Below are 25,346 nucleotides of genomic sequence, written 5' to 3'. Positions count from 1 at the left end.
GAAGGCATCACATGACCACGCACACCACAGACACGGGCGCCGGCACCTTCACCTTCTCCCACTGGGACGAGAAGCCCGTCGCCGGAGCGGACGGCGGCGCACGTATCGCGCACGCCGCCGTCACGAACGACTTCACCGGCACCATCGAGGCCACCGGCACCTCCTGCGAGTACACGCTGGTGTACACCGACGAGACCACCGGCGCCTTCGTGGGCTACGAGTTCATCGAAGGGACCGTCGACGGGCGCACGGGCTCGTTCGTCCTGGAGCAGCGCGGCTCGTTCGGCGCCGACGGGACGATCACCTGCGCCCTCACCGTGCAACCCGGCTCGGGAACAGGCGAGCTGGCAGGTCTCGGCGGGACCGGCGCGTTCACGGCGAGGCACGGCGAGCCCGCCGTGCCGTACACCTTCACGCACACGATCGGCTGAGGTCGGCCGAGGTCGGCTGAGGTATGACCAGGTCAGTCAGCCCAGGTCCGGGATGCGCCAGTCGATCGGCTCGTGCCCCTGCGCCGCCACCGCTTCGTCGATCTGCGTGAAGGGGTGCGAGCCGAAGAACTTCTTGGCGGAGAGCGGCGAGGGGTGCGCGCCCTTCACGACCACGTGCCGCTCCTCGTCGATGAGCGGGAGCTTCTTCTGGGCGTAATTGCCCCAGAGGACGAAGACGGCGGGGTCGGGGCGGTCGGCCACGGCGCGGATCACCGCGTCCGTGAACTTCTCCCAGCCCTTGCCCTTGTGGGAGTTGGCCTCCGCCGCGCGGACCGTGAGCACCGCGTTCAGGAGCAGGACACCCTGCTGGGCCCACGGCATCAGATAGCCGTTGTCCGGCACGGGGTGACCGAGCTCCTCCTTCATCTCCTTGTAGATGTTCCGCAGCGAGGGCGGGGTCTTCACGCCGGGCCGCACGGAGAAGCAGAGGCCGTGCCCCTGGCCCTCGCCGTGATACGGGTCCTGGCCGAGGACGAGCACCTTCACCTGGTCGTACGGAGTCGCGTCGAGTGCGGCGAACACCTCGTCACGCGGAGGATAGACAGGGCCCTTCTCCCGCTCTGCCTCGACGAACTCGGTGAGCTCCTTGAAGTAGGGCTTCTGCAGCTCCTCGCCGAGGACTCCGCGCCAGGACGCGGGCAGCATGGCGATGTCGGTCACGTCAACAACCTCCGGTGTGCGGTCACTTCTCACCACAGAACCTACCGGCGGCCACTGACAATCGGCCCGATCCCCGATCCCCGCTGCCCACGGCCTCGCGCCACCAGCTGGCTTCCCGCTACCAGCTGGTCCTGCGCTACCAGCTGGTCTTGCGCTCCAGCTCCCACATCATCATGATCGCCGAGGGGTCGAGGGCACGTTCGCCGCCCGCGATCTCCTCGCTCGCCATGATGTACTGCTTCCCCTGCCACAGCGGAAGCAGCCGCGCGTCGTCGACGAGGACCTTCTGGGCCTGCTCGAAGTCGTCGGCCAGCGCCCCCCGGTCGGCCTCACGGCGTGAGCGCGGCAGCACCTCGTCGGTGATCTCCCGCGACGGATACGGCGTGTTGAGCACGTTCTTCTCGCCGACGAACGGCGCGATGTAGTTCTCCGCGTCGGGGAAGTCGGGGAACCAGCCACGGCCGAAGACCGGGTACTCGCCCTTCTTGGTGCCCGCGTCGAACTCGGTCCAGGGGCGGCTCTTGAGCGTGATCTTGAAGAGGCCGGACGCCTCGAGCTGCCGCTTGATCTCCTTGAACTCCCCCTCGGTCGCCGAGCCGTAGCGGTCCGTCGTGTACCAGAGCGTGAGCGGCACCGGCTTGTTGATGCCCGCGTCCTTGAGGATGTTCGCGGCCTTGGACTCGCTGGGGTCTCCGTAGTCGTCGAAGAAACCGGTGCCGTGCCCGATGAGCCCCTGGGGGACCATCGAGTACAGCGGCTCGACCGTGTCCTGGTAGATCTTGTGTGCGATGGCCGGACGGTCGATGACCTGGGCGAAGGCCTGCCGGACCGCCTTCTTCCTGGCCCACGGGTCATCGGGGTTGAACACCAGGTAGCGGATCTCGGTGCCCGAGCCCTCGACGAGCTGGATGCCCTCCTGCTCGCGCTTGTTCGCCTGCATGTCGACGATGTCCTGGGACGCGAGCCCACGGAAGGTGACGTCGATCTGCTTGTTCCGCAGGGCCTCGACCATCGTCGAGGACTTCTTGAAGTAGCGGATGGTGACCGCGTCGTTCTTGCGGTCGGCCGCACCCTTGTAGTTGGTGTTCTTGACCAGCTCCGCCTTGTCACCGGCCTTGTACGACCGCAGGGCGTAGGGCCCAGAGCCCGCGATCGAGGTGCCCTCGCGGAGCTTGTCCGCCGGGTACTCGCGGGGGTCGATGATCGACATGGCGGGCGTGGAGAGCACGAACGGGAAGGTGGCGTCCGGCTTCTTGAGCCGGAACGTGACCGTCCGGTCGCCCTTCGCCTCGACCGAGTCGAGCGACCCGAGCAGTCCCGTCGGCCCGCCCTTCACGTCGATGCGCCGCATCCGGTCGAAGGTGTACTTGACCGCCTCGGCGTCGAGCTCGTGGCCGTCGGAGAACGTGAGATCATTCCGCAGCCGACAGGTATAGACTTGGTTCGTCGCGTCGGTGAACTTGCAGGATTCGGCCGCGTCGGGCTCGGGCTCGGCCGCCCCGCTGGGGAAACTCAGGAGCGTCTGGAAAACGTTGCGGTAAAGCTCCCAGGAGCTGTCCCAGGCGGCCGCGGGATCGAGGGTGCTGGGAGCGCTCATCGTGCCGACGGTGATCTGCTTGTCCTCGTCGGAATCGTCCGACGAGATGGCTCCGCACCCCGCGAGCAGGGATGCGGACACCAGCGCCGCGGCCGGTCGCAGGCCCCGGCGGGGCAGCCCGGCCAGGCCACGGACACCCGCCGCCGTCACCAGGCGAACATCACTGAACACGCGCACGCTCCTCGCTCGTCCATGCCATGGGTCGGCAGACCCTACCGCAATGCCCCGCCAGGCCAACTTGTGGCGCCGACGGGGCACTTGATGCGCGTTTACGTCCCTTTAGATGGTCGTACCTGACGATTGTGCGGTCTTCGTCAGCTGACGCCCGCATTGAGGAAGATGCCGCCATCGACCACGAGTGTCTGCCCCGTGATCCAGTCGGACTGGCCGGACGTGAGGAACGCGGCGGCGCCCCCGATGTCCTCGGGCACACCGAGCCGCCCCAGGGGGTACGCGGCGGCGGCCTCCTCCTCACGGCCCTCGTAGAGCGCCTTGGCGAACTGGGTCTTGACCACGGCGGGCGCGATCGAGTTGACCCGCACCTTCGGCGCGAACTCGTGCGCGAGCTGCAACGTGAGGTTGACCATGGCCGCCTTGCTCATCCCGTACGCGCCGATGAACGGCGAAGGAGCGACGCCCGCGACGGAGGCGATGTTCACGATCGCACCGCCGTTCTGGCTCTGCCAGGCCTTCCAGGTCTGCTGGGCGAAGCCGAGCGCCGAGATCACGTTGGTCTCGAAGACCTTGCGCGCCACATTGAGGTCGAGCTCCGCCATCGGCCCGAACACCGGATTCGTACCGGCGTTGTTGATGAGGAAGTCGACCCGACCGAAGGCCTCCATGGCGCGCGCGACAGCGACCGCCTGATGGGCCTCGTCGTGCGCCTTGCCCGCCACGCCGATGACGCGGTCGGCGCCGAGCTTCTCGACGGCCTCCTTGAGCGCGTCCTCGTTGCGTCCGGTGATGCACACACGGTCACCGCGGGCGACGAGCGCCTCCGCGACGCCGTACCCGATACCGCGGCTCGCGCCCGTGATGAGCGCGGCCTTTCCACTGTCCTGCACTGTCATCTCCGCAACCCTCCGGAACAGAACTACCGGGCCAGAACTACCGGACCGGAACTAGTCGAGCGAAACTAGTTGAGCGGCCCGCCGGCCACGTACATGACCTGACCCGACACGAAGCCCGCGGCGTCGCCCGTGAAGAAGGCGATGGCGTTGGCGATGTCCTCGGGGCGGCCGACGCGCTGCACCGGGATCTGCGTCGCGGCGGCGGCCTGGAAGTCCTCGAAGCCCATGCCGACGCGGTCGGCGGTGGACTTGGTCATCTCCGTGACGATGAAGCCCGGGGCCACGGAGTTGGCGGTGACGCCGAACTTGCCGAGCTCCTTGGCCAGGGTCTTGGTGAAGCCCTGCAGGCCGGCCTTGGCCGCCGCGTAGTTGACCTGGCCGCGGTTGCCGAGCGCGGAGGACGAGGAGAGGTTCACGATCCGGCCGAACTTGGCGTCCACCATGTGCTTCTGGATCGCGCGGGACATCAGGAACGCACCGCGCAGGTGCACGTTCATGACCGTGTCCCAGTCGGTCGCGCTCATCTTGAAGAGGAGGTTGTCGCGGAGCACACCGGCGTTGTTCACGAGGATCGTGGGCGCGCCGAGCTCGTCGGCGATCCGGGCGATGGCCGCCTCGACCTGAGCCTCGTCGGACACGTCGCAGCCGACGGCGATCGCCTTGCCACCGGCAGTGGTGATCTGCGCGACGGTGTCCTTGCAGGCGGCCTCGTCGAGGTCGATCACCGCGACGGCGCGGCCTTCGGCGGCCAGACGCACGGCGGTCGCCGCGCCGATGCCTCGCGCTGCTCCGGTCACGACCGCGACGCGCTGCTCAGTGGTGGACATGCTGGTTCTCCTCGCCCTTGGGGTGCGGCTCTACGGTACGCCCCGATGGTGAGCGACCGCTTAGTACCTTCAGCTGAACGAGACGCTAGAAGCCCTGGCACCCGGTGTCAACGGCGCACAGGGGGCTGTGATTCTTTACCTCACCAGGAGGTCGAGGAGCCGGTCCACCTCTTCGACAGGATCCGCCGTGAGACCCGTGTGCACCGGCCCGGGCTGCACCACGGTCGAACGCGGCGCGATCAGCCACCGAAAGCGCCGCCCGGCATCGTCCCGCTCGGCCTGACCTGCTCCTTCGCCACCCGCACAGATCCGCTCGACGGCGCCGAGCGCGGCCCTGATGCCGGACAGGTCGGCCGCCGGGTCCAGGGCCCGCAGCTTGTTCTCGTCGAGATGCGTACGGGCGGCCACGAAGGACTTGGCCCGGCAGTAGACCACCACCCCCGCGTTGAACTGCTCACCGCGCTCCACACGCGGCACGACGCGCACCAGGGCGTACTCGAAGACGTCCCGCTCGATCGGTTGCTCCATCGGTTGCTCGGTCACTGTCCGGCGCCCTTCCGCTGCGGCTCGGGCAGCTGGATGCGTTCGTGGATGGTCTTGGCCCTCGGCAGCAATGCCGTCACATAGGCGCGGCGCACGGCGTCGGGGCTCTCGAAGCCCGGCTCGTCCACCAGCCACACGTCGGGTACGTCGGCCGCGGCGGCGACGAGGAGCTCCTCGGTGACGAGCGGGGCGAGCTCGGCGGCGGCCGTGGCGACGTCAGGGCCGAACGGGGCGAGGGCGTGGTCGGACGCGTCGTACGGCTTGGCGGCCGCGGTCTCGGCGGTGCGCCAGTTGTGGTGCCAGATCATGCTCGCGCCGTGATCGATGAGCCACAGGTCGCCGCCGGACACCAGCATGTTCGGGTTGCGCCAGGAGCGGTCCACGTTGTTGATGAGCGCGTCGAACCACACGACACGGCCCGCCTCGGCCGGATCGACGTCGAACGCGAGCGAGTCGAAGCCGAGCGCCCCCGAGAGGTACTCCATCCCGAGATTCAGCCCGCCGCTCGACTTGAGCAGCCCCTGCACCTGCTGGTCGGGCTCGCCGAGGCCGAGCACCGGATCGAGCAGGACCTGCGTGAGGCCCGGCACCCGCAGCCCCAGGCCACGCGCCAACTGCCCGCAGATCACCTCGGCGACGAGCGTCTTGCGGCCCTGTCCGGCCCCGGTGAACTTCATGACGTACGGCGCGTACGTTCCCCGGCCGTCGGCGGCCTCGACGAGGCCGGGGAGCGATCCGCCCTCCCGCAGGGGCGTGACGTAGCGGACCGCGGTGACTTCGGTGAGCATTGCCCCAGGTTAATGCCGGTCCGAACGCGGCTTGCGCAAGAAGTGCTTGAGCGTTTGAACATATCGGCGCGCGGTCTCGTACCACCGGACATGACCATCTCCAAGGAACCTCTGCCCGCCTCCAGGGAACCTCTGCCCGTTCCCAGGGAACCTCTGCCCGCGCTCTCCCGCCGTTCGGTCGTCGCGGCCGCAGGCGTCGTCAGCCTGGCCGCCGCCCTCGCGGCCTGCGGTGAGAGCGGCGACAGCGACGACGACACCTACGGCTCCGCTCCGGATGCGAAGAAGACGCCCGACGACTCCGCAGCATCCGGTGGCGCCGCCGGGGCCGTGCTCGCCAAGACATCGGAGATCCCGGTGGGCGGCGGCAAGATCTTCAAGGAGGAGGGGGTGGTGGTGACCCAGCCGACGAAGGGCGAGTTCAAGGCCTTCTCGAACCGCTGCACCCATAAACAGTGTCCGGTGACGAGCGTCGAGGGCGGCACCATCAACTGCCCCTGTCACGGCAGCAAGTTCGCCATCACCGACGGGAGCGTGAAGGCCTCCCCGGCGCCGAAGCCACTGCCCGCCGCCCAGATCAGTGTGGACGGAGACTCGATCAAGCTGGCCTAGGAGGCTGCCGCTTCCAGCTGCCGAGGACGTCCTGGGTGGTGACGATGGTGGCCACCAGGGCGAGCGTGTTGCGGATCATCGCGGGTGCGTAGTCGGAGGGGACTCCCGCGATGGCGTCCGACGGCACGACGGCGGTGTAGCCCAGGTTCACGGCGTCGAAGACGGCGTTCGGTATCGCCACGTTCGCCGACACCCCGGTCACCAGGAGGGTGCGGCACCCCAGGTTGCGAAGCAGCGGGTCGACGTCCGTGCCCGCGAGGGGCGAGAGCCCGTGCAGCCGCCGTACGACGAAGTCCTCTTCGGCCACCTCGATGGGCGGCGCGATCCGCACGGCCTTCGTCCCGGAGAGCTGCTGCACGGGCAGCCGTCCCGCGGCGCGGAAGAGACGGGCGTTGCGGTTGGCGCCGCGCCCGTCGGGCCGCCGTTCCGCCACTGCGTGCAGGACCTGGGCCCCGGCCTGGTGGGCGGCGGAGACCAGCCGCGCGACATTGACGAGACAGCCCGACGAGCGCGCCTCGCCGGCGAGTTCGGGCAGCGCGCTCTCCGTCCCCACCACACCCTGCTGGCACTCGACGGTCATCAGTACGGTGGTGGCGGGATCGAGGAGTTCCCTGAGCTGTTCGTACGACGGCATCGCTCCCCCTGTCCGATTCATTCGGCTCATCCAGGTCGTCCGGGTCGCCCAGGCCATCCAGGTCGTCCGGACCGTCCGGGTCGTCCAGGCGGACAGCGGAGGCGACCGGCGACGACCGGCGACGACCGGGATGCGCGGAGGTTAGCGGCCATTGCGCCACGGCGGAAGAGACCGCATGCTTTCCAGACGGTCAGTCCTGACGGGTTGTCAGTTCTGGCTGTACGCCCACCATTTCCACTTGTCGCGGGAGGAACGATGGCCGTCACACAGCGCCGGGGCCGCAAAATCATGATGTCGCCGGACGAGCTCGACGCCTTCCTCGGCTCGGAACGCACCTGCCGGGTCGCGACCGTGTCCGGCGACGGCGCCCCGCACGTCAGCGCACTCTGGTTCGCCTGGGACGGCACGTCCTTGTGGCTGTTCTCGATCACTCGCAGCAAGCGCTGGGCTGACCTTCGGGGTGACCAGCGGATCGCTGTCGTGATCGACTCGGGCGTCGAGTACGGGGAGCTGCGGGGCGTGGAGCTCTCCGGGACGGCGGTCTTCGTGGCCGAGTCGCCGCGCGTGGGCGAGCCCTGCCCCGAACTCGAAGTCCCGGAGAGGCTGTTCACCCAGAAGTACTTCGGGATGGACACGATGCCGTACGACGGGAAGCACGCGTGGATCCGGCTCACGCCCGACGCGATCGCGTCCTGGGACTTCCGGAAGCTGGCGGATCTGCGGGCCCGCCCCTGAGCGAGGCGGATGCGCAGCCCCGCCCCTGAGCTCTAGCCCAGCTCGGCCCCCACCCCTTGGAGCGCCTCGACCGCCGCCCTGATCGAGGGCCGGCGGTCGGCGTCCGCGCGCCACACCACGTACACATGACGGTGCACACGGTGCCGCACCGGAACCGTCCTGACCCCGGCAGGCATCGGCTCGCGCCCCAACTGGGGTGCCACACAGACGCCGAGACCCGCGGCCACCAGGGCGAGCTGCGTGTGATGCTCCTCCGCGCGGTGCGCGATCCGCGGCTCGATGCCCTTGGCGCGCAGCGTGAACATCAGCCACTCATGGCAGAACTCCCCCTCCGCCCAGGTGATCCACTCGTCGTCCGCGAACTCCTCGAGGTCCACCTCGGCGCGGTCGGCGAGGGGATGGGCCGCGGGCATGGCGACACCGGCGGGGTCGTCCAGGAGGGGGGCCTTGACCAGGCCTTCAGGCATCGGCAGCGGCTTGTTGTACCAGTCGAGGACGATCGCGAGGTCGATGTCGCCGCGCACCACGGCGGCCACCCCGGGCTGCGGCTCCATCTCCTGGGAGCGGACGCGCAGGCCGGGGTGGTCGGCGCGCAGCGCGGTGAGCGTGGCGGGCAGCAGGCCGCGCATCGCCGTGGGGAAAGCGGAGATCCGCAGCTCGCCGACGGCCTTGCCGCGCTGCTCCTCCAGGTCGGACTGCGCGAGCTCCACCTGGGAGAGGATGCGCCCGGCATGCTCGGCGAGCAGCCGTCCGGCATCGGTCAGGCGCACGCCCCGGCCGTTCTTGGCGAGGAGCTGCTGGCCCACCTCGCGCTCCAGCTTGGTCATCTGCTGCGAGACGGCCGACGTCGTGACGTGCAGCCCCGCCGCGGCGCCGCTGACCGAGCCGTGCCGGGCCAGTGCGTCGAGCGTGCGCAGGCGTTCCAGGTTCAACACATAAGAAATGCTACGCGATACCTGGCAGTTTATTTCGCTTGTTCTACGATGTCAGCTGCCTCAAGGTGACGTACATGAGCGTCACCTCCACCCCTCAGGGCTCCCTCGTCGCCGCTTCTCCCCCACCCGCCCCCGTCGGTCCGAAGCCTCGCCGCGTCCTCGGCTGGCGCCTGCGCTTCGGTGTCCTCTCGCTGATCTGGGGCTTCAGCTTCCTCCTCATCAAGGTCGGCACGGAGGGCTACGCACCGTTCCAGGTCACCTTGGGGCGCCTGCTCTTCGGCACCGCGGTCGTCGCGGTCGTCCTCGTGGTCAAGCGCGAACGGCTGCCGCGCGGGGCACGGACGTGGGCGCATCTCGCGGTCGCGGCGCTCCTGCTCAACGCCCTGCCGTTCTCGCTGTTCGCGTACGCGGAGCTGACGATTCCGTCCACGCTCGCCGGTATCTGCAACGCGACCTCGCCCCTGTGGGGCATGGCCCTCTCCCTGGTCGCACTCTCCGAGGACCGTCCGACGCGGCGCAGGGTCGCGGGGCTCGGCATCGGGTTCCTCGGGGTGCTCACGGTCCTCGGTGCCTGGCAGGGCTTCAGCGGCCTCGACTTCCGCGGCACGTCGATGGCACTGCTCGCCGCGCTGTGCTACCCGATCGGCTGGATCTACGTGCGCCGCACCCTGGCCGGCTCCGGTCACTCCAATCTCTCGCTGACCGGCGCCCAGCTCCTGATCGCGACCGTCGAACTGGCCGTGGTGACACCGCTGTTCACGTCGTTCCCCACGCACTTCCCCGTCGTGCCGCTGCTCGCGATCGTGGCACTGGGTGCCGTCGGCACCGGGATCGCCTTCCTCATGCAGTACGGCCTCGTCTCCGAGGTCGGGCCGACGACGGCCCAGATGGTCACGTACTTCGTCCCGGTCATCGCCACCACCGCGGGCGTCGCCGTGCTCGGCGAGTCCCTGAGCTGGTCGACGCCGGTCGGTGCGGTGATCGTCCTGGCGGGCGCCGCGCTCACCCAGTCCAAGCCGCGCGACCGCACGCGGAACCGGCCGATCGCCGACGCCGCGCGGGAGCGGGCCGATCACTCATAGCGCCGCGCGGGAGCGGGCCCGGTGGCGGAGGCGACGGCGTCCGCCACCGCCGCGATGTCACCCTCCCCGAGCGTCGACACCGTGATCCGCACCCCTGGCCGCGCACCCATCCGGAATCGCGCGCCCGGCGCGACGGCCCACCCCGCGTGCAGCAGCCTGGCGACCGCGCCGGTCTCGTCCGGCACGGGCACCCATACGTTCATGCCGCTGCGCCCGTGCGCCGCGACACCCCGCTCGGCGAGCGCGGCGATCAGCGCGTCACGCCGCTTCCCGTACGACGCCGCCACCCGGGCCGTGTCGACCGCCCCCTCCGTCCACAGCCGCACCACGGCACGCTGCGACAGATGGCTCACCCACCCGGGGCCGAGCCGCTGCCGCCCTTGTACGCGATCGACGGTGACGGCGTCCCCGGTGAGGAGGGCAAGTCGCAGGTCCGGGCCGTACGCCTTGGCCGTGGAGCGGATGAAGGCCCAGCTGTGGGTCACGCCCGCCAGCGGGTGCAGCGGCAGGTCGACGATGGCGTGGCCGTGGTCGTCCTCGACGAGGAGCACGCCCTGGTGCGCGGCGAGCACTTTTCGCAGCGCACGCGCGCGTGGAGCACTGATCGCGGCGCCCGTCGGGTTCTGGGCGCGGTCGGTGACGATGAGCGCCCTGACTCCGCCGCGCAGCGCCGCCTCCACGTCGGCGGGCAGCGGCCCGTCGTCGTCGACGCCCACCGGGACCGTGCGCAGCCCGAGCACCGGCATCAGATCGAGCAGGCTGCCCCAGCCGGGATCCTCGACCGCCACCGCGTCCCCGGGCTTGAGATGCGCGGCGAGCACGCGCTCGATGGCGTCGAGAGACCCGGAGGTGACGGCGACAGGGCCGTCCGGTACGCCGTCCTCGTCGAGGGCCACGCGCGCGTGGCGGGTCATTTCGGGGTGCACCGCCTCCTCCCCGTACAGCACGGGGCGCAGGTCGCCCTCCGCGGCGGCGGCCGCGAACACCCCGGCGAGCGGCGGAAGCAGCGCCGTGTCCGGATTGCCGTTCGACACGTCGCGCACACCGGGCGGTACGTCCACACGGATCAGCTCGCGCGCGGTCGTCGCGGGCTTGGGGCGTACACGGCTGCCGCGCCGCCCCGCCGTCTCGATGACGCCGCGTTCGCGCAGCGTGCGGTATGCGGCGGCCACGGTATTGGGATTCACCCCGAGCCGCTCCGCCAACTCGCGCATCGGCGGCAGGAGTTGACCCGGTTCCAGGTCTCCGCCACCCACCGCGCGCTCCACGCTGGCAGCGATCTCAGCTGCACGTCGGCCTTCGATCCGATACTCTCCTAGCACAAACCACATTATGCACTAGTGCAATGGAGAAGGCAATGAGCGTCGCATCCGAGTCCGGCATCGAGGCCGCCGACACCGCCTCGTACGCGCCGACCGACCTGACCGTGCCCACCCGCGGGCGGGACCGTGCCGCGTACGACCAGGAGTTGGTGCACGCGATACTCGACGAGGCCTATGTCTGCCACCTCGGTTTCGTGCGGGACGGAGCTCCGATCGTCCTGCCGACGCTGTACGGCCGGGTGGGCGAGCGCCTGTACGTGCACGGCTCGACGGGTTCCCGGCCGCTGCGGATGGCGGGCGACGCCCCGCAGCAGGAGGACGACCCGGGCCTTGCGGTCTGCCTGACCGTCACCCACGTCGACGGCCTGGTCCTCGCCCGGTCGGCCTTCCACCACTCGATCAACTACCGCTCCGTGGTGATCCACGGCACCGCCCACCAGGTCACCGACCCCGAGGAGAAGCGCGCCGCCCTCGACGCACTCGTCGACCACGTCGTGCCGGGCCGCTCCGCCGACTCGCGCCCCGCGAACGCGAAGGAACTCGCGGCGACCGCCGTGCTCAGCCTCGACCTCGCCGCGGTGTCCGCCAAGGTGCGCACCGGCGGCCCGAACGACGACCCCGAGGACCTCGACCTGCCCCACTGGGCCGGCGTCGTCCCCCTGCGCAAGGGCCACGACCCGCTCGTCCCGTCGACCGACCTGGCCCCCGGCGTCGAGACCCCCGACTACCTGATCGAGCTGTGATGCTGATCCACCCCTGGGACGCGCCGCGCTCCGACGCCGAGTGGCGGCAGTGGCTCGCCGCCCACGACTTCGGGCAGCTCGCCGTGAACGGCCTGCCCGGAGAGCCCCCGCACGTGCAGCCCGCGCACTTCGCCTACGAAGCGGACCATGGCCCGCACGGCCGGGTGATCACCCACCTGGCGCGCCCCAACCCGCTGTGGCCCGCACTGGAAGCCGACCTCGAAGTACTGCTGAGCGTGGTGGACGACTACGTATACGTGCCGGGCCCCTGGCAGGCACCTCCGGACACGTTGCCCGAGCACGGCGTGCCGACCAGCTTCTACGCCGCCGTACAGCTGCGCTGCACCGCCCGCATCGTGGACGACCCGGCGGAGAAGGCCGAGCTCCTCAACCGCCAGGTCGCCCACTTCCAGCCGGAGGGCGGCTCGGTCCCGGCCACGGTGGGCGAGGCCCCGTTCGGCCGCATGCTCTCCGGCATCCGCGCCCTGTGCCTCGAAGTGACGGACGTACGGGCAAAGTTCAAGTACGCGAACCACAAGCCGCAGGAGGTCCAGGACCAGATCGCGGCGGGCCTCGTGAAACGTGCCGGCCCACGTGACGAGGCAGCACACGAACACCAACTGCGCCGCCGCTGAACGCCCCGTCAGGGGCGCGGGGAACGGCGCGGGCAACCCCCACCGGCCCCCGGACTCAAGACAGCGCTCGCGGGGGGCGGCCCACACCGGCCGGACCGCGCCCCGCGAGACCCCTCACACCAGCGCCGCGTCCCGCCGCGCGGCGACCGCACCCCGCGTCTCGGCGACGGCGAGCCCCGTCACCGCGGCCAGCATCATCAGCGTGCCGAGCACCGTCGACACGGTCAGCTCCTCGTCGAGCAGCACGACCGCGATGACCGCGGCGCTGAGCGGCTCGAGGAGCGTGATCACGGAGACGGTCGCGGACCGGATGACGGCGGCGCCCGCGAAGTACAGGGCGTAGGCGACCGCCGTCGGTATCACGACGATGTACAGCACATAGAGGCTCATCCGCGCCGGGTCGGCGGTATGCGGGACGAGGCCCTCCACCGCGGCGAGCGGCAGCAGACAGACGGAGACCACGGCGAACGACCAGACCGTCGTGTCGGCCGAGTCGGCACCGCCGTCCCGCCCCCACCACCGCGTGAGCAGCGTCATCGTGGCGTACGCGGCCGCCGAGAGCAGCCCCCACCCGACACCCTCCGGACGCACGCTCGCACCGCCGCCGCCCAGGACGAGCACCACGAGCCCGGCAAGCGCCCCCGCCACGGCGACGACCCCGCCACGCCCGAGCCGCTCGCCCATGGTCAACCGCGCCCCGAGCGCGATGAGCACGGGCCCCGCGCCCATCGCGACCACCGTGCCGACGGCGAGCCCGGTCGACTCGACGGCCGCGAAGTAGGCGGTCTGGAACACGGCGAGGGCCACGCCGGTCACCACGATCCGCGGCAGCCTCCGCCGCAGCGGCGCGCTCACGGCGGCGTACGCGGACCGGCGGCGCGCCCGCATCAGACGGACGGCGAACAGCAGCACGAAGCCGCCCGCGCAGCGCCAGAAGGACAGGCCGACCGGCCCCATGTCACTGGCGTTGAAGACCAGCGCGGCGGCGGCACCGGCGGTGCCCCAGGCCGTACCGGCGACGATCAGATAGAAGAGGCCGCGTCCGACGGACAGACCGGAGGCAGCCGTCGACACAGTCGACACATTCGACACGTGAGTTCTCCGCAGAAAGAAAGAAGAAGGAAGGTCCCTGGCTCCGTCTGCGGGCAGCGTCGTTCCACCCGGCCACCGGCCGGGTGTGATCCAGAAGGTGCCCGCGCCTAAGCGGCGGGGGGCGGAAGAACGAGCGCGCGTGAATGCATGATCAACACCCTAGACGGCAGTGCCGGTTGACGACAACCGCTGCTCCGGCTCCGGCAGCCCGCCCGCGGCAGGCCCGTCGTGGGGCTTCGTTGGCGTGGACGACTGCGCGATGAACGCCCCCGCGAGCACCACCGCGCCCCCGATGATCTGCGGCGCCGACAGGTGTTCGCCCAGCATGACCCAGGCGAGCACGGTCGCTATGACCGCTTCCAGACAGGCGACGACCCCCGCCACCTGCGGCGAGAGCCGTCGCACCGAGAGCACCCCGGTGACGTACGCCACGACGGTCGCGACGAGCACGATCCAGCCGATGAGCACCCAGGCGGGAACGGCCGAACCGTCCATGTCCGCGCTCCCGGCGAGCACCGACCAGTCCATGCCCCAGGGCCGCGCCACGACGGTCAGCACCGCGGCACCGATCAGCAGTCCGTACGCGATGACGCCGAGCGGGTCAGGAGCGTCGTCCCCCGCGTCGCTGCCCTGGTCGGACAGGACGAAGTAGCCGACCTGGCAGCACGCGGCACCCAGCGCGAGCAGCAGCCCCACGGCGTCGAAACTCAGCCCGGCCCACACCTCGACGACACAGGCGAGCCCGCCGACCGCGAGGACCACGCCCACCGCGGCGGACCGCGTCACGGGCCGCCGCTGCACGAAACGCACCCAGCCGAGGACGAGCGCGGGCGCGAGGTACTCGACCAGGAGCGCGACACCGACGGGGATGCGGGAGATCGCCGCGAAGTAGCAGGCCTGGACACCGGCAACGGCGAGCAGGCCGAAGCCGAGCAGAAGGGCGGGCCTGCGGAGCAGCAGGGCGCGGTGGCGCCAGGCGACCGGCAGCATCACCAGGGCGGCGCCCGTCACCCGCAGCCACACCACGTGCAGCGGGTCGAGGCCGGCCTCGATCAGCGGCTTGGCCGCGACGCCCGAACCGCCGAAGGCGACCGCCGACCCCAGGGCAAGCCCGAGGCCCATGCCTCTCCCACGGCTCAGCCGTGAGCCTGCCCGATTCCCCTCAGACGCTTGCACCGGCACAGCATGACAGGGCGCGTCATGAGCGTCACCTTCGATAGCCCCTGTCTCAATCGGCGGACGTCTCGGCGTACGGATCCGGGAACGCGGCGTCGGTGGACGGACCCTCCTCGATGCGCCGGACGATCACCTCCGGGTCGGCCCCGGCCCGCCCCAGGACCTCGACCGCGCGATAGTCCGGATCGGAGATGAGCGCCACCAGGAGGTCGATACCGAGGGCGCGCGGTTCGCCGCGCCGGTCGGCCCGCTCGATGGCCCTCTCCATGGCCGCGGTCGCGGACGGCGACCAGCGCTTCTCCTTGGCAAGGCCGAAGTCGCCCACCTTCACCAGCGGCACCGCTCCGGAGTCCTCGACCGTCCCCCGCCACTGCAGGCCGTACCCGATGCTGCGCTGGACGAGATAGCCGAGCAGCCGCACCACTTGCGCGCCGTCGTCGAAGGCCGCCCGCACCTCGGGGTCGGCCTCCAGGAGGGAGTGCAGCAGATGCGCGGTGTCGATCTGCCGGTCCCCGTCCCGTACCGCACGCCGGCGCGCGCCGGCCACCACCGATGCCAGCACTGGGCTCAGTCGGGACTCGGTCTCTGTTCGGGTGGGGCCGGGCTCGGCGCCCGGCGGGGTACGGCTTTGCACATCTCCCACCCCATCAGTCCCCTGTGGGTGGTGTCATCGGCGGCGGGAAGCATCTTCGCGTCCGACACAGGTTGGGTACGCATGTGTGGCTTCTCCTCCTTACGGATGAGATCCGACTTTTCTTCCCCCAGGGGCGCGCGGCGCCTTGATTCACGCCCGGAACGCAACCACGGCACACCCGTCACTCGTCTTTCAGGCATGGGGCGCAGGTGATGGGGTGCAGGTCATGAAGTGCAGGTACTGGATGGTCTCGCTGTCGGCGAACGACGGCAGACAGTACGTGTATCGGGTGTACGCACCCGATGACGCACTGCCCGCCGACCTGTTCTGGGAAGCCTGGCACTGCCACGACGAGGGCCCCTTCCCCAGGGCGTGCGACCTGTTCGACACGGCGGTGATACGCAGGGTCGGCTGACCCCCGAACGCGATCGTCTTCCCGGCGATTCTCCCGGCCCGCGACTCAGGCGGGCCGCGTCCCGATGACCACGGTCGCGTACATCTCCTCGTCGCTCACCGACCGCGGCACAAGACCGCCGTCGGCGACCGCCGCGAGCGCGTACGGTGCCTGCCGCTCGCTCGTCTCGAACAACAGGCGGCCGCCGGGAGCAAGCCAGCGCGCCGCGTCCCCGGTCACCCGCCGCAGGACGTCGAGGCCGTCGGCCCCGCCGTCGAGCGCCACCCGCGCCTCGTGGATACGGGCTTCCGGCGGCAGGAGACCGACCTCCTCGGTGGGTACGTAGGGGACGTTCGCCAGCAGTACGTCGACACGGCCCCGCAGCGCGACGGGCAGCGGCTCGTAGAGGTCGCCCTCGTACACCCTTCCCCCCACGTCGGCGACATTGCGCCGCGCGCACCGCACGGCGGCGGGGTCGATGTCGGCGGCGTGCAGCTCGATCCGGCCGACGGCGGCGCCGAGCGCGGCCCCGAGCGCCCCTGAGCCGCAGCACAGGTCGACGACGACCGCTCCGGGTCCGGACAGGGCGGCGGCCTCCTGTACGAGGAACTCGGTGCGCCGCCGTGGCACGAAGACCCCGGTGTCCACAGCTATCCGCAGTCCGCGGAACTCCGCCCAGCCCAGGACGTGTTCGAGCGGCCGACCGGCGGCGCGCCGCTCCACCATGGCGGCGAGTTCGGTGTGGTCACGCGCGGTGGCGACGAGCAGCCGCGCCTCGTCCTCGGCGAAGACACAGCCGGCGGCGCGCAGCCTGGTGACGATGGCGGCAGGGGTGAGGGACGTCATCGGCGACGACGCGGGTGACGAAGGTGAGACCGACATGAGAAGAGGAACCTTTCGGGACGCCTGAGGGGCTCCCTCGGTCACCTATGCCGGGTGAACCGCGCGGTCGTGAAGGGGGAGCACCCGACCTGCTTCAGCGGTAATGGGTCTCACCTCCTGGGTCCGTCTGCCCGCGTCCGTCGCGGGGGAGGGCAACAGTACCCGACCCGGTTTCGGGCGGCGCCGTCGGAGCGTCCACGATATCTGACGGTTCATCAGTATTGAATGTTCCGGACCCTGCGGCTACGTTCCGCGACACCGCAGCTGCGCCCCGCCGCAGCGCCCAACGAAAAGGGGTCGTCGCATGGCCGAAGTCAGCGCGGAAGCACGGATCGAGGCTCCCCCCGAGAAGGTCTGGGCCCAACTCACCGACTTCTCCTCGTACGGCGAGTGGAACGCCACGCACACGAGCTTCCCCAAGGGCGGCCCCACCACGCTGGAGGTGGGCGGCACGTTCCTGGAGAACATGAAGCTGATGGGCTTCCCCGCCGAGGTCAACTGGACGATCGAGGAGCTTCAGAGCGAGCGCACCCTGGCGATCAGGGGCAAGGGCCCGATGGGCGTCACGGTCGGCACCCGCTACTCGCTCACCCCCGACGGGGACGCGACGACCGTACGCATAGAGGGCGAGTTCACGGGCGCGGCGGTCTCCCTGATGGCGGGCAAGCTGAAGGATTCGGCGACGGCCGCGCTGAACGAGTCGCTGCGGAAGCTCGCGGGCCTGGTGGCCTGACCCTCCCCCACGCTCCAGCTCCAACAGGCCCCCGACGCGAAGAGGCGCCCCACACATGAAGTGCGGGGCGCCTCAGTGGCACTGGGGGTCATCGACCCTCGCTGCCTCAGTCCTCATCGGCGAGGATCAGGTACAGCTTCTTACGGGCGTCGTTGATGACCGTGACAGCCTTCTCGCGCTGGTCCTTGCTGCCGGTCTTCCAGACCTGGCCGAACGCCTCCATCAGCCCGAAACCGGCCTGGCGGATCTCGTTCAGCGTGTCCCAGTCGACCCCGCGCCCGGCCTCTTCCCAAGGCGCGTCGGGACCCTCGTCGGCCGCGGTGGTGCCGGCCTCGGTGAGCGAGAAGAGCTTCTTGCCGCCCTCGCTCGCGCTGCTGATCAGGCCCTCGTCCTCCAGGAGCTGGAGGGTCGGGTAGACCGAACCGGGGCTGGGCTTCCACGCCCCGCCACTGCGCTCGGCGATCTCCTGAATCATCTCGTAGCCGTGCATCGGCCGGTCCTTCAGGAGGGCCAGGATCGACGCGCGTACGTCGCCGCGCCGGGCCCTGCCTCGCGGACCGCCGCCCCGGCCGCCGCGCCCGCCGCCCCAGGGGCCGCCGGGTCCACCGGGACCGAAGGGGCCGAACGCCGCGCGCCGCCCCTCGAAGCCGCCCCGACCCTCGTGTCCGGGACCACGCCTTCCGTGTCCGTGCTCGTGTTCATATCCGTGGGAACGCATAGCAATCACTCCTTTAGCGATCTTGATCTTGTCAGTGATCTACCGCGCCATCGTTGATCTGTCGCGATGCGTCAACGATATATCGGAACAGTTCGCTTAGCAAGCCTCTCCTGAGAGATGGGCAGAGCGGCAGGTCAGAGGGGGCCACCCATCGATCCTGGAACCTCCAATCGGGCCACTCACCCTCGATTGGCCTTTTTCCGGCCCCACATTGGCCCACTAGCGTCATCGGCATGCCGACCACTCACCGCATCCGCATCGTCGACGCCTTCACCGACCGCCCCTTCACGGGCAACCCCGCAGGCGTCCTCCTCCTGGACGCCTTCCCCGAGGACGCCTGGCTCCAGAACGTGGCCACAGAGGTCAACCACGCCGAGACCGCCTTCGCCCACCGCCTCCCCGCGGACAGCGATGCCGACTGGGCACTGCGCTGGTTCACGCCCGCCACCGAGGTCGACCTCTGCGGCCACGCCACGCTCGCCACCGCCCACGTCCTGCAGGTCACCGGCTCCGCCGAAGGCCCCGTACGGTTCGCCACCCGCAGCGGCGTCCTGACCACGACCGCGCACGCCGACGGCACCGTCGCCATGGACTTCCCGACCGCGCCGCTCACCCGGGCCGATGTCCCCGACGGCGCGGCCGAGGCACTCGGCGCCGCGCCGCTCGCGGCGTACGACACCGGGGCGCACCTCGGCGACCTGCTCGTCGAGCTCGCGGACGAGAAGACGGTGCGCGCGCTCACCCCGGACCACAAGGCCCTGGCCCAGCACTCCAAGCGCGGCATCATCGCCACCGCACGCGCCGAAGACCCCGCCCGCGGCTACGACTTCGTCTCCCGGTGCTTCTTCCCGCGCGTCGGCATCGACGAGGACCCGGTGACCGGCAGCGCCCACACGGCCCTGGCCCCCTTCTGGTCCCAGCGCCTGGGCCGCGCGGAGCTCACCGGCCTGCAGGCCTCGGCCCGCAGCGGCCTGGTCCGCACGGAACTGCGCGGCGACCGCACCCTCCTGACGGGCCGCGCGGTCACCGTCATCGAGGGCGACCTGTACGCCTGACATCACCGTGGGGACGTACGGCCAGGTCCACAGCCGTACGTCCCCACCGTCACGTCAACACCCGCCTGCCCGCCGCCTAAGGCGTGGGCAGCCACCCCACCTTCCCCGCGAGCAGCGCGTACCCGACGAACGCGCCGATATCGAGGAGCGAATGGGCCACCACCAGCGGCCCGACCCGCCCCCACCGCCGGTACAGGAGCACGAAGACCACCCCCATCGCCATGTTCCCGATGAACCCGCCGATGCCCTGGTAGAGGTGGTACGAGCCGCGCAGCACCGAGCTGCCGACGAGCGCGGCCATCGGCGTCCACCCCAACTGCCCGAACCTGCGCAGCAGATAGCCGACGACGATCACTTCCTCCAGCACCGCGTTCTGTACCGCGGAGAGCACGAGCACCGGGTACTTCCACCACACGTCCGGCAGATCCTCCGGCACCACCGTCAGGTTGAACCCGAGCCCGCGCGCGGCCAGGTAGAAGGCGATCCCGGTGCTGCCGATCACCGCCGCGATCGCCGCCCCGCGCCCCAGATCCAGCCATGGGCGGCTCCGGTCGAAGCCGATCGTGCGCAGCCCCGCGCCCTCCCTGATCAGGAAGTGCGCGACCAGCGCCACCGGTACCAACGCGGTGCTGATTCCGAACAGTTGCCACGCGAGATCAAGCCATGGTCGTCCCGGAGCGGCCGACGCGTTCATGGTCGCCGCCTGGTCCTTCAGACCGCCGGGTCTGGTGACCGACCCGACAAAGCTGATCAGCGCGGACACACCGCTCGCGCCCAGTGAGACCGCAAGGACGAGCAGCGTCTCGTCCCTCAGGATCCGTCGCGATGGCCCCTCACCCCGAAAAGAACCGGCCAACGGCCCGGACTCCGCTTGCACTGCGCCTCCAGTTGAGTAATCCCGCCTCATCCCCATCCCCGTCCCACTAGGGTCTCGAAAGAAGTTACGAAGATCGTGCGCGACAGGCCGAGGGGGACGGACGCCGATTGCGGTCATGCCGCCCCCCTCTTCCCTTGCTTCATCGCTCAAGGAGGGGCACCACCGCCATGGGACGTCACAGCTTGCCCGATGAGTACGGGACGGACGCACCCGACCCACGACCGCGCACCCGTGGCCGCACCGTCGCCATCGCGACGGCGATCGTCCTGACGGTCGCGGCGGGCACGGCGTTCGCCGTCCGCAGCGACCTCCTTGACCTCGGCGGCTCGTGCCGCGACGACGCGGTGCGCCTCGACGTCGCCGCCGCCCCCGACATCGCCCCCGCACTGCGCGCGGCCGCCGACGACGCGCGCGAGAAGGAGGTCACGTCCGACGGGTCGTGCATCGACGTACGGGTCACCGCCCGCGATGCATACAAGGTCGCCGACGAGCTGCGGACGGGCAAGGGCGATCCGGACTACGACGTATGGGTGCCGGACTCCGAACTGTGGCTGCAACGCGTCGGCCTGGGCGGCAAGCGGGACAAGGTGACGCCCGCGGGGAACATAGCCTCCTCACCGGTTGGCATGGCCATGATTCCCTCCTCCGCCGAGACCCTGGGCTGGCCCGAGAAGACGTACAGCTGGCCGAAGTTGACCGGCGCGGCGGTCAAGGGCGACAAGCTGCGGCTCGGCGCCGCCGATCCCGCGCGCAGCGCGACCGGCCTCCTCGCGCTCGCCAAACTGAGCGCGTCGGCGAAGAAATCGGGCGGCAAGGACGGCGACACCCAGGCCGCCGCGATGGCCAAGGCCCTCTCCGCGCGCACGTCCGACAGCGACCGCCAGCTCCTGGACACCCTGGCCCGTGATACCTCCGGCACCGAACAGGGCAACCCGCGCCGCAACCAGGCGCTGATCCTCTCCGAGCAGGCCGCGTTCAAGCACAACGCGTCGGCCGGCGAGGAGAACAGCCTCGACATGTTCTATCCGAAGGACGGCTCACCGCGCCTCGACTACCCGTACACGCTGGTCCAGGAGGACGAACTGTCCACGGACCAGAGCCGGGCCGCCCTGCGCTTCATGGCGCTGTTCAGCGACGACGAGGGGCGCGCGATCCTGGAGAAGCACGGCTTCAGGACCGGCACCGATGCCCCCTCCACGCGACTCGTCACGGCGGCCGGCGGCCGCACCCCCCAGCCGTACGCCGACGAGGCGAGCGAGCCTCCCACCGAGAAGGAGCTCCAGGAGACCCTCGGCATGTGGACCATCACCGTCCAGAGCGCCAGGATCAGCACGGTCGTCGACGTCTCTGCCTCCATGGGCGAGTACGTGCCGGGCCGCGACCGGTCCCGGATGGAGGTCACCAAGTCCTCGCTGCTCCAGGCGCTCGCCGGGTTCACCGACGAGGACGAGATCGGCCTCTGGGAGTTCGCCACGCTCCTGGACGGCGAGCGCGACTACCGCAAGCTCGTGCCGACCCAGCGGCTCGGCGACCGCGAGGGCGACGGCACCCAGCGGGACGAGGTCTCCAAGGCCTTCAGCGACCTGGCGCCCATCCCGGGCGGGGCGACCGGCCTGTACGACACCACGCTCGCGGCGTACAAGGAGGCCACGTCCAGCTACGCGAGCGGAAAGTTCAACGCGCTGGTGGTGCTCACGGACGGCGCGAACCAGGACCCCGGATCCATCTCGCGCAGCGACCTCGTCTCGCGGCTGGGGAACCTCTCCGACCCCGAGCGCCCGGTGCCGCTCATCGCGATCGCGGTCGGCCCGGACGCGGACAAGGAGGAGGTCGTGCAGATCGCGGAGGCGACCGGCGGCTCGGGTCACCAGGTCGACGACCCGGCGCAGATCCACGCGGTCATCCTCAAGGCCATCATGGAGGCGGGCAGCCACGGCTGAGCCCGCCCCCGGCCGCCTCAGCCGCTCGCCTCAGCTCAGGACGGCGGGTTCGGGCAGCCCCACCGGCCAGGTGTGCACCGGCTCCCCCGCGTGCATCAGCTCGGCATAGCGCCGGGTGGTCGCGGCGAGCGCGGCCTCGCGTCCGAGCCCGGTCTCCAGAGCCTGGTGGTACGTCGCCGCCTGCCACGACGCCCCGTTCACCCGCCGCCTGCACCGCTCCTCGATGACCCCGAGATAGAAGTCCCGGTCGGCGGGCTCGACACCCCACGCGTCGAGCCCCGCCGCGGCGAGCGGCAACAGCTCGTCGCGTACGAGGGCCACCGCGGGCACCTCCACGAGCCCTCCGTACCGGCCGCGCCGCGGCCACCGCAGCCGGGCCTCGATGCCGTCGCGGCACGCGGTGTCGAAGTTGCGGGCCGCCTCCTCGAAGGGCAGCCGGGTCCACACGGGCCGCGACTCCTCGGCGAGGGCGCGTACGACGCCGTAGTAGAAGGCGGCGTTCGCGACGACGTCGGTGACGGTGGGGCCCGCGGGCAGGACGCGGTTCTCCACGCGCAGGTGCGGGACGCCGTCCGCGATGCCGTACACGGGGCGGTTCCAGCGGTACACGGTGCCGTTGTGCAGGACGAGTTCGCCCAGTCGCGGCACCCGGCCGTCCGCGAGCACCTCCAGCGGGTTCTCGTCGTCGACGAGCGGAAGCAGCGCGGGGAAGTAGCGCAGGTTCTCCTCGAAGAGCTCGTACACGTCGCTGATCCAGCGCTCCCCGAACCAGGTCCGCGGACGTACGCCCTGCGCCTGGAGCTCGGGCGGGCGGGTGTCGGTGGACTGCAGGAACAGCGGCGGGCGGGACTCGCGCCACAGCTCACGCCCGAACAGGAACGGCGCGTTGGCGCCGACGGCGATCTGCGCCGCGGCGACGGCCTGCGCGGCGTTCCACACGTCGGCGAACCTGCCCGGCGTGACCTGGAGGTGCAACTGCACCGATGTGCACGCCGCTTCGGGTGCGATCGACGCAGAGGTGCAGGTCAGCCGCTCGACGCCCTGGATGTCCAGGACGAACTCCTCGCCGCGGGCCGCCACGATCTGGTCGTTGAGCAGTGCGTAGCGGTCCACGTCGGAGAGGTTTCCCGAGACCAGGTCGTGGTGCGCGAGTGTCGGCAGAATGCCGATCATCACGATGCCCGCGTTCACCTCGTTCGCTTTTCGGTGGGCATAGGAGAGGCCGGTGCGCAGCTCCTCAGCGAGACGGTCGAGAACCCGTCCGCCCAATCGGTGCGGAGCGATATTGACTTCAAGATTGAACATTCCGAGTTCCGTCTGGAAGTCACGGCTCGCGATGCGTTCAAGAACTTCAGCATTCAGCATTCTCGGCATCCCGTCGGGCCCCGCGAGATTCAGCTCGATCTCCACACCCATCAGATTCTTGGGCCGATCGAACCGCTCCTCTTCCAACAGCCTCCGCAGTCCCGTCAGACACTCCCTGAGCTTGCTCCGGTACCGGCGCCGCTCGGCCAGGTCAAACGTTCCTGCTACGACCTTCTCCCCCATCGAAGCGTCCCCTCCTCTGATGGGCAGCCAATGATCCGGCCGCTGCGTCTCGGTGGATGATGCCCTGCAATGTGATCGATAACGCCCCGCACAGGCCTCCGGACCAGTAGGCTCTTCGCCGTGTCCGCACGCCCCATTCACCAATAATGATGTTCACGGGGAGAATCCGCTCGCCGAGGCATGGTGAAAAACGCCGATGAGATTCGGCCGTCCGCTCCCCCGAAGGGAGCCGAGGTCAAACGCCCGGGCTCATCCGGAATCGGGTTAAAGCCCGCAAAATAGCGACCGGATAACGCCTTGCGGGCAATATCGGGTGCGGTTAGCCGAAACACGGCCTGAACACGTGTCGTATAAACTTCGCGAACGAGGCAGAGAGTTGGCGCTCGCGGTCCCCTGCCCCCGCCCCCCTCTGCCCCCGGAGCAGACAGCGACGTCCGCACCTGTCCTCGTTCCACCGTGCCTGTCGAATGAGAGAGGCGACCCATCATGCCGCTGCAAGTCCCCCCGGCTCCCGCGCCCGCCCTGCGCAGCGTCCTCGCGGCACTCGGTTCACCCACCGCCGTACACGAAGCCCGCACCCCGTCCCTGCGCGCCGCCCAGGGACCGGCGAGCCCCGAACTCCCTTTGCCCGTACACGTCCTGGACCGGATCACCCCGTCGAGCCCTTCGCCCACCCGGCTCGCGGGGTGGCGTTTCCTGATCCGCTGCGGCGAGCGCGCCGTCGCCGCGGCGGACACCATGCTGACGCCTGACGGATGGACCTTCTCCCACTTCTTCGAGGGCCCGTACATCGCGGCCACCGAACGTGCCCTGCGCCACGCCGAGGCGATGCAGAAGCCCTATCAACCACGACTGTTGTCCATACCCGAGCTCTACATGCTCACACTCTGGCTGCACGGCGACTGCACGGCGGACGGCGCGAGCGGCGGCCTCGCGCCCTCCGACATCCTCGTTCCGCTCGCACCCGCGCCTCCCGGCATCGCGGCGCACCGCCCACACCGCGCCGCCGAGCTGCTCAAGGTCCTCACCCACCGCATGACCCCGGCACCGCTGCTCACCTCGCCCGCCTGATCTCGCCGTACGTCCCGTGCCCCGCCGCCGTTCCCGGCCGCGGGGCTCGGCGCGTCCTGGGCCCATACGGACTAGCCCGGTATGACCACCCCGAACCACCCGAGAAGACAGTGCAGTTGGGCTGAACCGTCCGGGCGGGTGATACGTCATTAAGCAGTAGGAAGCGCTGCCGCTAAATCCCTGCGGATTGACGTCCGTAGGGCAACACTGGGATCGGACCGACTAAACGGGGGGCGGCCATGAACACCGAATCGAGCCGCAAGGCAGACGTCACAGCCATCACACCGCAGCGAAAGAACCCTTCCATGTGCCAGCATCAACCACCCTGCCCGACAGCTGACTCCGCAGACCGGGAAGCCGCGCTCCTCACGGCGAGCCACCCGGAGCAGGGCTGGAGCCTGCTGTGCAACGGCGTCCTCCTCTTCGAGGACACCGGTGAGTTGCTGCCGGACGGACAGATCATCGCCCCGCACCGCCCACTGGGCACGGACGAGATCATGACCGCCGCCTGACGCGGCATCAGCACGGCAGCACCACGGCACGGACAACAAAGGG

The 25,346-nt window shown here is 70.3% G+C and carries 28 protein-coding genes; 12 read left to right on the top strand and 16 right to left on the bottom strand.

The window, feature by feature from the left end; genetic code table 11:
- Positions 1-11 precede the first annotated feature (11 nt).
- Positions 12-431 (top strand): DUF3224 domain-containing protein, encoded by a 420-nt coding sequence (locus tag ACZ5CR_RS40765; RefSeq protein ID WP_468867453.1) that lies wholly within the window; start codon positions 12-14, stop codon positions 429-431.
- 36 nt (positions 432-467) lie between these two features.
- On the opposite strand, the gene ung is transcribed toward ACZ5CR_RS40765, so the two are convergent.
- The 6 genes from ung to ACZ5CR_RS40735 form a co-directional block, all read right to left on the bottom strand.
- Complete coding sequence (ung, locus tag ACZ5CR_RS40760) at positions 468-1,151, bottom strand: uracil-DNA glycosylase (RefSeq protein WP_468867451.1); 684 nt, start codon at positions 1,149-1,151, stop codon at positions 468-470.
- 136 nt (positions 1,152-1,287) lie between these two features.
- Positions 1,288-2,898 (bottom strand): ABC transporter substrate-binding protein, encoded by a 1,611-nt coding sequence (locus tag ACZ5CR_RS40755; RefSeq protein ID WP_468867514.1) that lies wholly within the window; start codon positions 2,896-2,898, stop codon positions 1,288-1,290.
- A 164-nt stretch (positions 2,899-3,062) separates the two neighbouring features.
- Positions 3,063-3,818, bottom strand: coding sequence for an SDR family oxidoreductase (locus ACZ5CR_RS40750; RefSeq protein ID WP_468867450.1), 756 nt, complete (start codon positions 3,816-3,818; stop codon positions 3,063-3,065).
- Between the two features lie 65 nt (positions 3,819-3,883).
- Positions 3,884-4,645 (bottom strand): 3-oxoacyl-ACP reductase FabG, encoded by a 762-nt coding sequence (gene fabG / locus ACZ5CR_RS40745; RefSeq protein ID WP_468867447.1) that lies wholly within the window; start codon positions 4,643-4,645, stop codon positions 3,884-3,886.
- Positions 4,646-4,780: 135 nt separating this feature from the next.
- The gene (locus ACZ5CR_RS40740) at positions 4,781-5,173 is read right to left on the bottom strand and encodes a DUF3037 domain-containing protein (RefSeq protein WP_468867445.1); all 393 of its coding nucleotides are present in this window, start codon (positions 5,171-5,173) and stop codon (positions 4,781-4,783) included.
- Positions 5,174-5,184: 11 nt separating this feature from the next.
- The gene (locus tag ACZ5CR_RS40735) at positions 5,185-5,976 is read right to left on the bottom strand and encodes a HipA family kinase (RefSeq protein ID WP_468867443.1); all 792 of its coding nucleotides are present in this window, start codon (positions 5,974-5,976) and stop codon (positions 5,185-5,187) included.
- A gap of 90 nt (positions 5,977-6,066) precedes the next feature.
- Between ACZ5CR_RS40735 and ACZ5CR_RS40730 the strand changes: the two genes are divergently transcribed.
- Positions 6,067-6,585, top strand: coding sequence for a Rieske (2Fe-2S) protein (locus ACZ5CR_RS40730; protein ID WP_468867441.1), 519 nt, complete (start codon positions 6,067-6,069; stop codon positions 6,583-6,585).
- On the opposite strand, the gene ACZ5CR_RS40725 is transcribed toward ACZ5CR_RS40730, so the two are convergent.
- Entirely contained in the window at positions 6,572-7,219 is a 648-nt protein-coding gene (locus ACZ5CR_RS40725; protein ID WP_468867439.1) for a cysteine hydrolase family protein, read from the bottom strand. The two genes, ACZ5CR_RS40730 and ACZ5CR_RS40725, sit on opposite strands and share 14 nt — an antisense overlap.
- Positions 7,220-7,474: 255 nt before the next feature.
- On the opposite strand from ACZ5CR_RS40725, the gene ACZ5CR_RS40720 reads away from it, so the two are divergent.
- Entirely contained in the window at positions 7,475-7,954 is a 480-nt protein-coding gene (locus ACZ5CR_RS40720; RefSeq protein WP_468867437.1) for a pyridoxamine 5'-phosphate oxidase family protein, read from the top strand.
- 32 nt (positions 7,955-7,986) lie between these two features.
- On the opposite strand, the gene ACZ5CR_RS40715 is transcribed toward ACZ5CR_RS40720, so the two are convergent.
- On the bottom strand, positions 7,987-8,889 hold the full coding sequence (locus tag ACZ5CR_RS40715; protein WP_468867434.1) for a LysR family transcriptional regulator: 903 nt from the start codon (positions 8,887-8,889) through the stop codon (positions 7,987-7,989).
- 74 nt (positions 8,890-8,963) lie between these two features.
- Here ACZ5CR_RS40715 and ACZ5CR_RS40710 point away from each other — a divergent pair, with 74 nt between their 5' ends.
- On the top strand, positions 8,964-9,971 hold the full coding sequence (locus tag ACZ5CR_RS40710; RefSeq protein ID WP_468867432.1) for a DMT family transporter: 1,008 nt from the start codon (positions 8,964-8,966) through the stop codon (positions 9,969-9,971).
- Here ACZ5CR_RS40710 and ACZ5CR_RS40705 read toward each other — a convergent pair.
- A complete protein-coding gene (locus tag ACZ5CR_RS40705) occupies positions 9,962-11,293 on the bottom strand; it encodes an aminotransferase class I/II-fold pyridoxal phosphate-dependent enzyme (RefSeq protein WP_468867430.1) in 1,332 nt (443 codons plus the stop codon). The genes ACZ5CR_RS40710 and ACZ5CR_RS40705 overlap by 10 nt on opposite strands.
- 35 nt (positions 11,294-11,328) lie before the next feature.
- On the opposite strand from ACZ5CR_RS40705, the gene ACZ5CR_RS40700 reads away from it, so the two are divergent.
- Positions 11,329-12,036, top strand: a complete 708-nt coding sequence (locus ACZ5CR_RS40700; RefSeq protein ID WP_468867428.1) for a pyridoxamine 5'-phosphate oxidase family protein — start codon at positions 11,329-11,331, stop codon at positions 12,034-12,036.
- Complete coding sequence (locus ACZ5CR_RS40695; protein WP_468867425.1) at positions 12,036-12,671, top strand: FMN-binding negative transcriptional regulator; 636 nt, start codon at positions 12,036-12,038, stop codon at positions 12,669-12,671. The genes ACZ5CR_RS40700 and ACZ5CR_RS40695 overlap by 1 nt, the downstream gene beginning before the upstream one ends.
- Positions 12,672-12,785: 114 nt before the next feature.
- Here the strand turns inward: ACZ5CR_RS40695 and ACZ5CR_RS40690 are convergent, their stop codons facing one another.
- The 3 genes from ACZ5CR_RS40690 to ACZ5CR_RS40680 form a co-directional block, all read right to left on the bottom strand.
- Positions 12,786-13,745, bottom strand: coding sequence for a DMT family transporter (locus ACZ5CR_RS40690; RefSeq protein WP_468867511.1), 960 nt, complete (start codon positions 13,743-13,745; stop codon positions 12,786-12,788).
- Positions 13,746-13,922: 177 nt separating this feature from the next.
- Positions 13,923-14,885, bottom strand: a complete 963-nt coding sequence (locus tag ACZ5CR_RS40685) for an EamA family transporter (protein WP_468867423.1) — start codon at positions 14,883-14,885, stop codon at positions 13,923-13,925.
- A 106-nt stretch (positions 14,886-14,991) separates the two neighbouring features.
- Positions 14,992-15,573: a peptidase gene (locus ACZ5CR_RS40680; protein WP_468867420.1), complete on the bottom strand. Its 582-nt coding sequence runs from the start codon at positions 15,571-15,573 to the stop codon at positions 14,992-14,994.
- A gap of 226 nt (positions 15,574-15,799) precedes the next feature.
- Between ACZ5CR_RS40680 and ACZ5CR_RS40675 the strand changes: the two genes are divergently transcribed.
- Positions 15,800-15,988, top strand: coding sequence for a hypothetical protein (locus ACZ5CR_RS40675; RefSeq protein ID WP_468867418.1), 189 nt, complete (start codon positions 15,800-15,802; stop codon positions 15,986-15,988).
- 45 nt (positions 15,989-16,033) lie between these two features.
- Here ACZ5CR_RS40675 and ACZ5CR_RS40670 read toward each other — a convergent pair whose 3' ends face one another.
- A complete protein-coding gene (locus ACZ5CR_RS40670; protein ID WP_468867416.1) occupies positions 16,034-16,849 on the bottom strand; it encodes a putative protein N(5)-glutamine methyltransferase in 816 nt (271 codons plus the stop codon).
- A gap of 304 nt (positions 16,850-17,153) precedes the next feature.
- On the opposite strand from ACZ5CR_RS40670, the gene ACZ5CR_RS40665 reads away from it, so the two are divergent.
- Positions 17,154-17,582 (top strand): type II toxin-antitoxin system Rv0910 family toxin, encoded by a 429-nt coding sequence (locus ACZ5CR_RS40665; protein WP_468867410.1) that lies wholly within the window; start codon positions 17,154-17,156, stop codon positions 17,580-17,582.
- A 106-nt stretch (positions 17,583-17,688) separates the two neighbouring features.
- Here ACZ5CR_RS40665 and ACZ5CR_RS40660 read toward each other — a convergent pair whose 3' ends face one another.
- Complete coding sequence (locus tag ACZ5CR_RS40660) at positions 17,689-18,300, bottom strand: PadR family transcriptional regulator (RefSeq protein WP_468867408.1); 612 nt, start codon at positions 18,298-18,300, stop codon at positions 17,689-17,691.
- A 233-nt stretch (positions 18,301-18,533) separates the two neighbouring features.
- Here ACZ5CR_RS40660 and ACZ5CR_RS40655 point away from each other — a divergent pair, with 233 nt between their 5' ends.
- Positions 18,534-19,355, top strand: coding sequence for a PhzF family phenazine biosynthesis protein (locus ACZ5CR_RS40655; RefSeq protein WP_468867406.1), 822 nt, complete (start codon positions 18,534-18,536; stop codon positions 19,353-19,355).
- A gap of 76 nt (positions 19,356-19,431) precedes the next feature.
- Here ACZ5CR_RS40655 and ACZ5CR_RS40650 read toward each other — a convergent pair whose 3' ends face one another.
- A complete protein-coding gene (locus ACZ5CR_RS40650) occupies positions 19,432-20,232 on the bottom strand; it encodes a CPBP family intramembrane glutamic endopeptidase (RefSeq protein WP_468867404.1) in 801 nt (266 codons plus the stop codon).
- 167 nt (positions 20,233-20,399) lie between these two features.
- Between ACZ5CR_RS40650 and ACZ5CR_RS40645 the strand changes: the two genes are divergently transcribed.
- Positions 20,400-22,172 carry a substrate-binding and VWA domain-containing protein gene (locus ACZ5CR_RS40645; protein ID WP_468867402.1) on the top strand — a complete coding sequence of 591 codons (1,773 nt, stop codon included), beginning with the start codon at positions 20,400-20,402 and terminating at the stop codon, positions 22,170-22,172.
- 30 nt (positions 22,173-22,202) lie between these two features.
- Here ACZ5CR_RS40645 and ACZ5CR_RS40640 read toward each other — a convergent pair whose 3' ends face one another.
- Positions 22,203-23,720 carry a glutamate-cysteine ligase family protein gene (locus ACZ5CR_RS40640; protein ID WP_468867400.1) on the bottom strand — a complete coding sequence of 506 codons (1,518 nt, stop codon included), beginning with the start codon at positions 23,718-23,720 and terminating at the stop codon, positions 22,203-22,205.
- A gap of 486 nt (positions 23,721-24,206) precedes the next feature.
- On the opposite strand from ACZ5CR_RS40640, the gene ACZ5CR_RS40635 reads away from it, so the two are divergent.
- Together ACZ5CR_RS40635 and ACZ5CR_RS40630 are read left to right on the top strand one after the other, a co-directional pair.
- The gene (locus tag ACZ5CR_RS40635) at positions 24,207-24,791 is read left to right on the top strand and encodes a hypothetical protein (protein ID WP_468867398.1); all 585 of its coding nucleotides are present in this window, start codon (positions 24,207-24,209) and stop codon (positions 24,789-24,791) included.
- Between the two features lie 305 nt (positions 24,792-25,096).
- Complete coding sequence (locus ACZ5CR_RS40630) at positions 25,097-25,303, top strand: DUF5999 family protein (protein WP_323178639.1); 207 nt, start codon at positions 25,097-25,099, stop codon at positions 25,301-25,303.
- The last annotated feature ends 43 nt before the right edge of the window (positions 25,304-25,346 follow it).

Source organism: Streptomyces sp. NPDC031274, from assembly GCF_055570235.1.
Note: the sequence above shows the minus strand (reverse complement) of the source record. Positions and strands in the feature narration are given on the sequence as shown.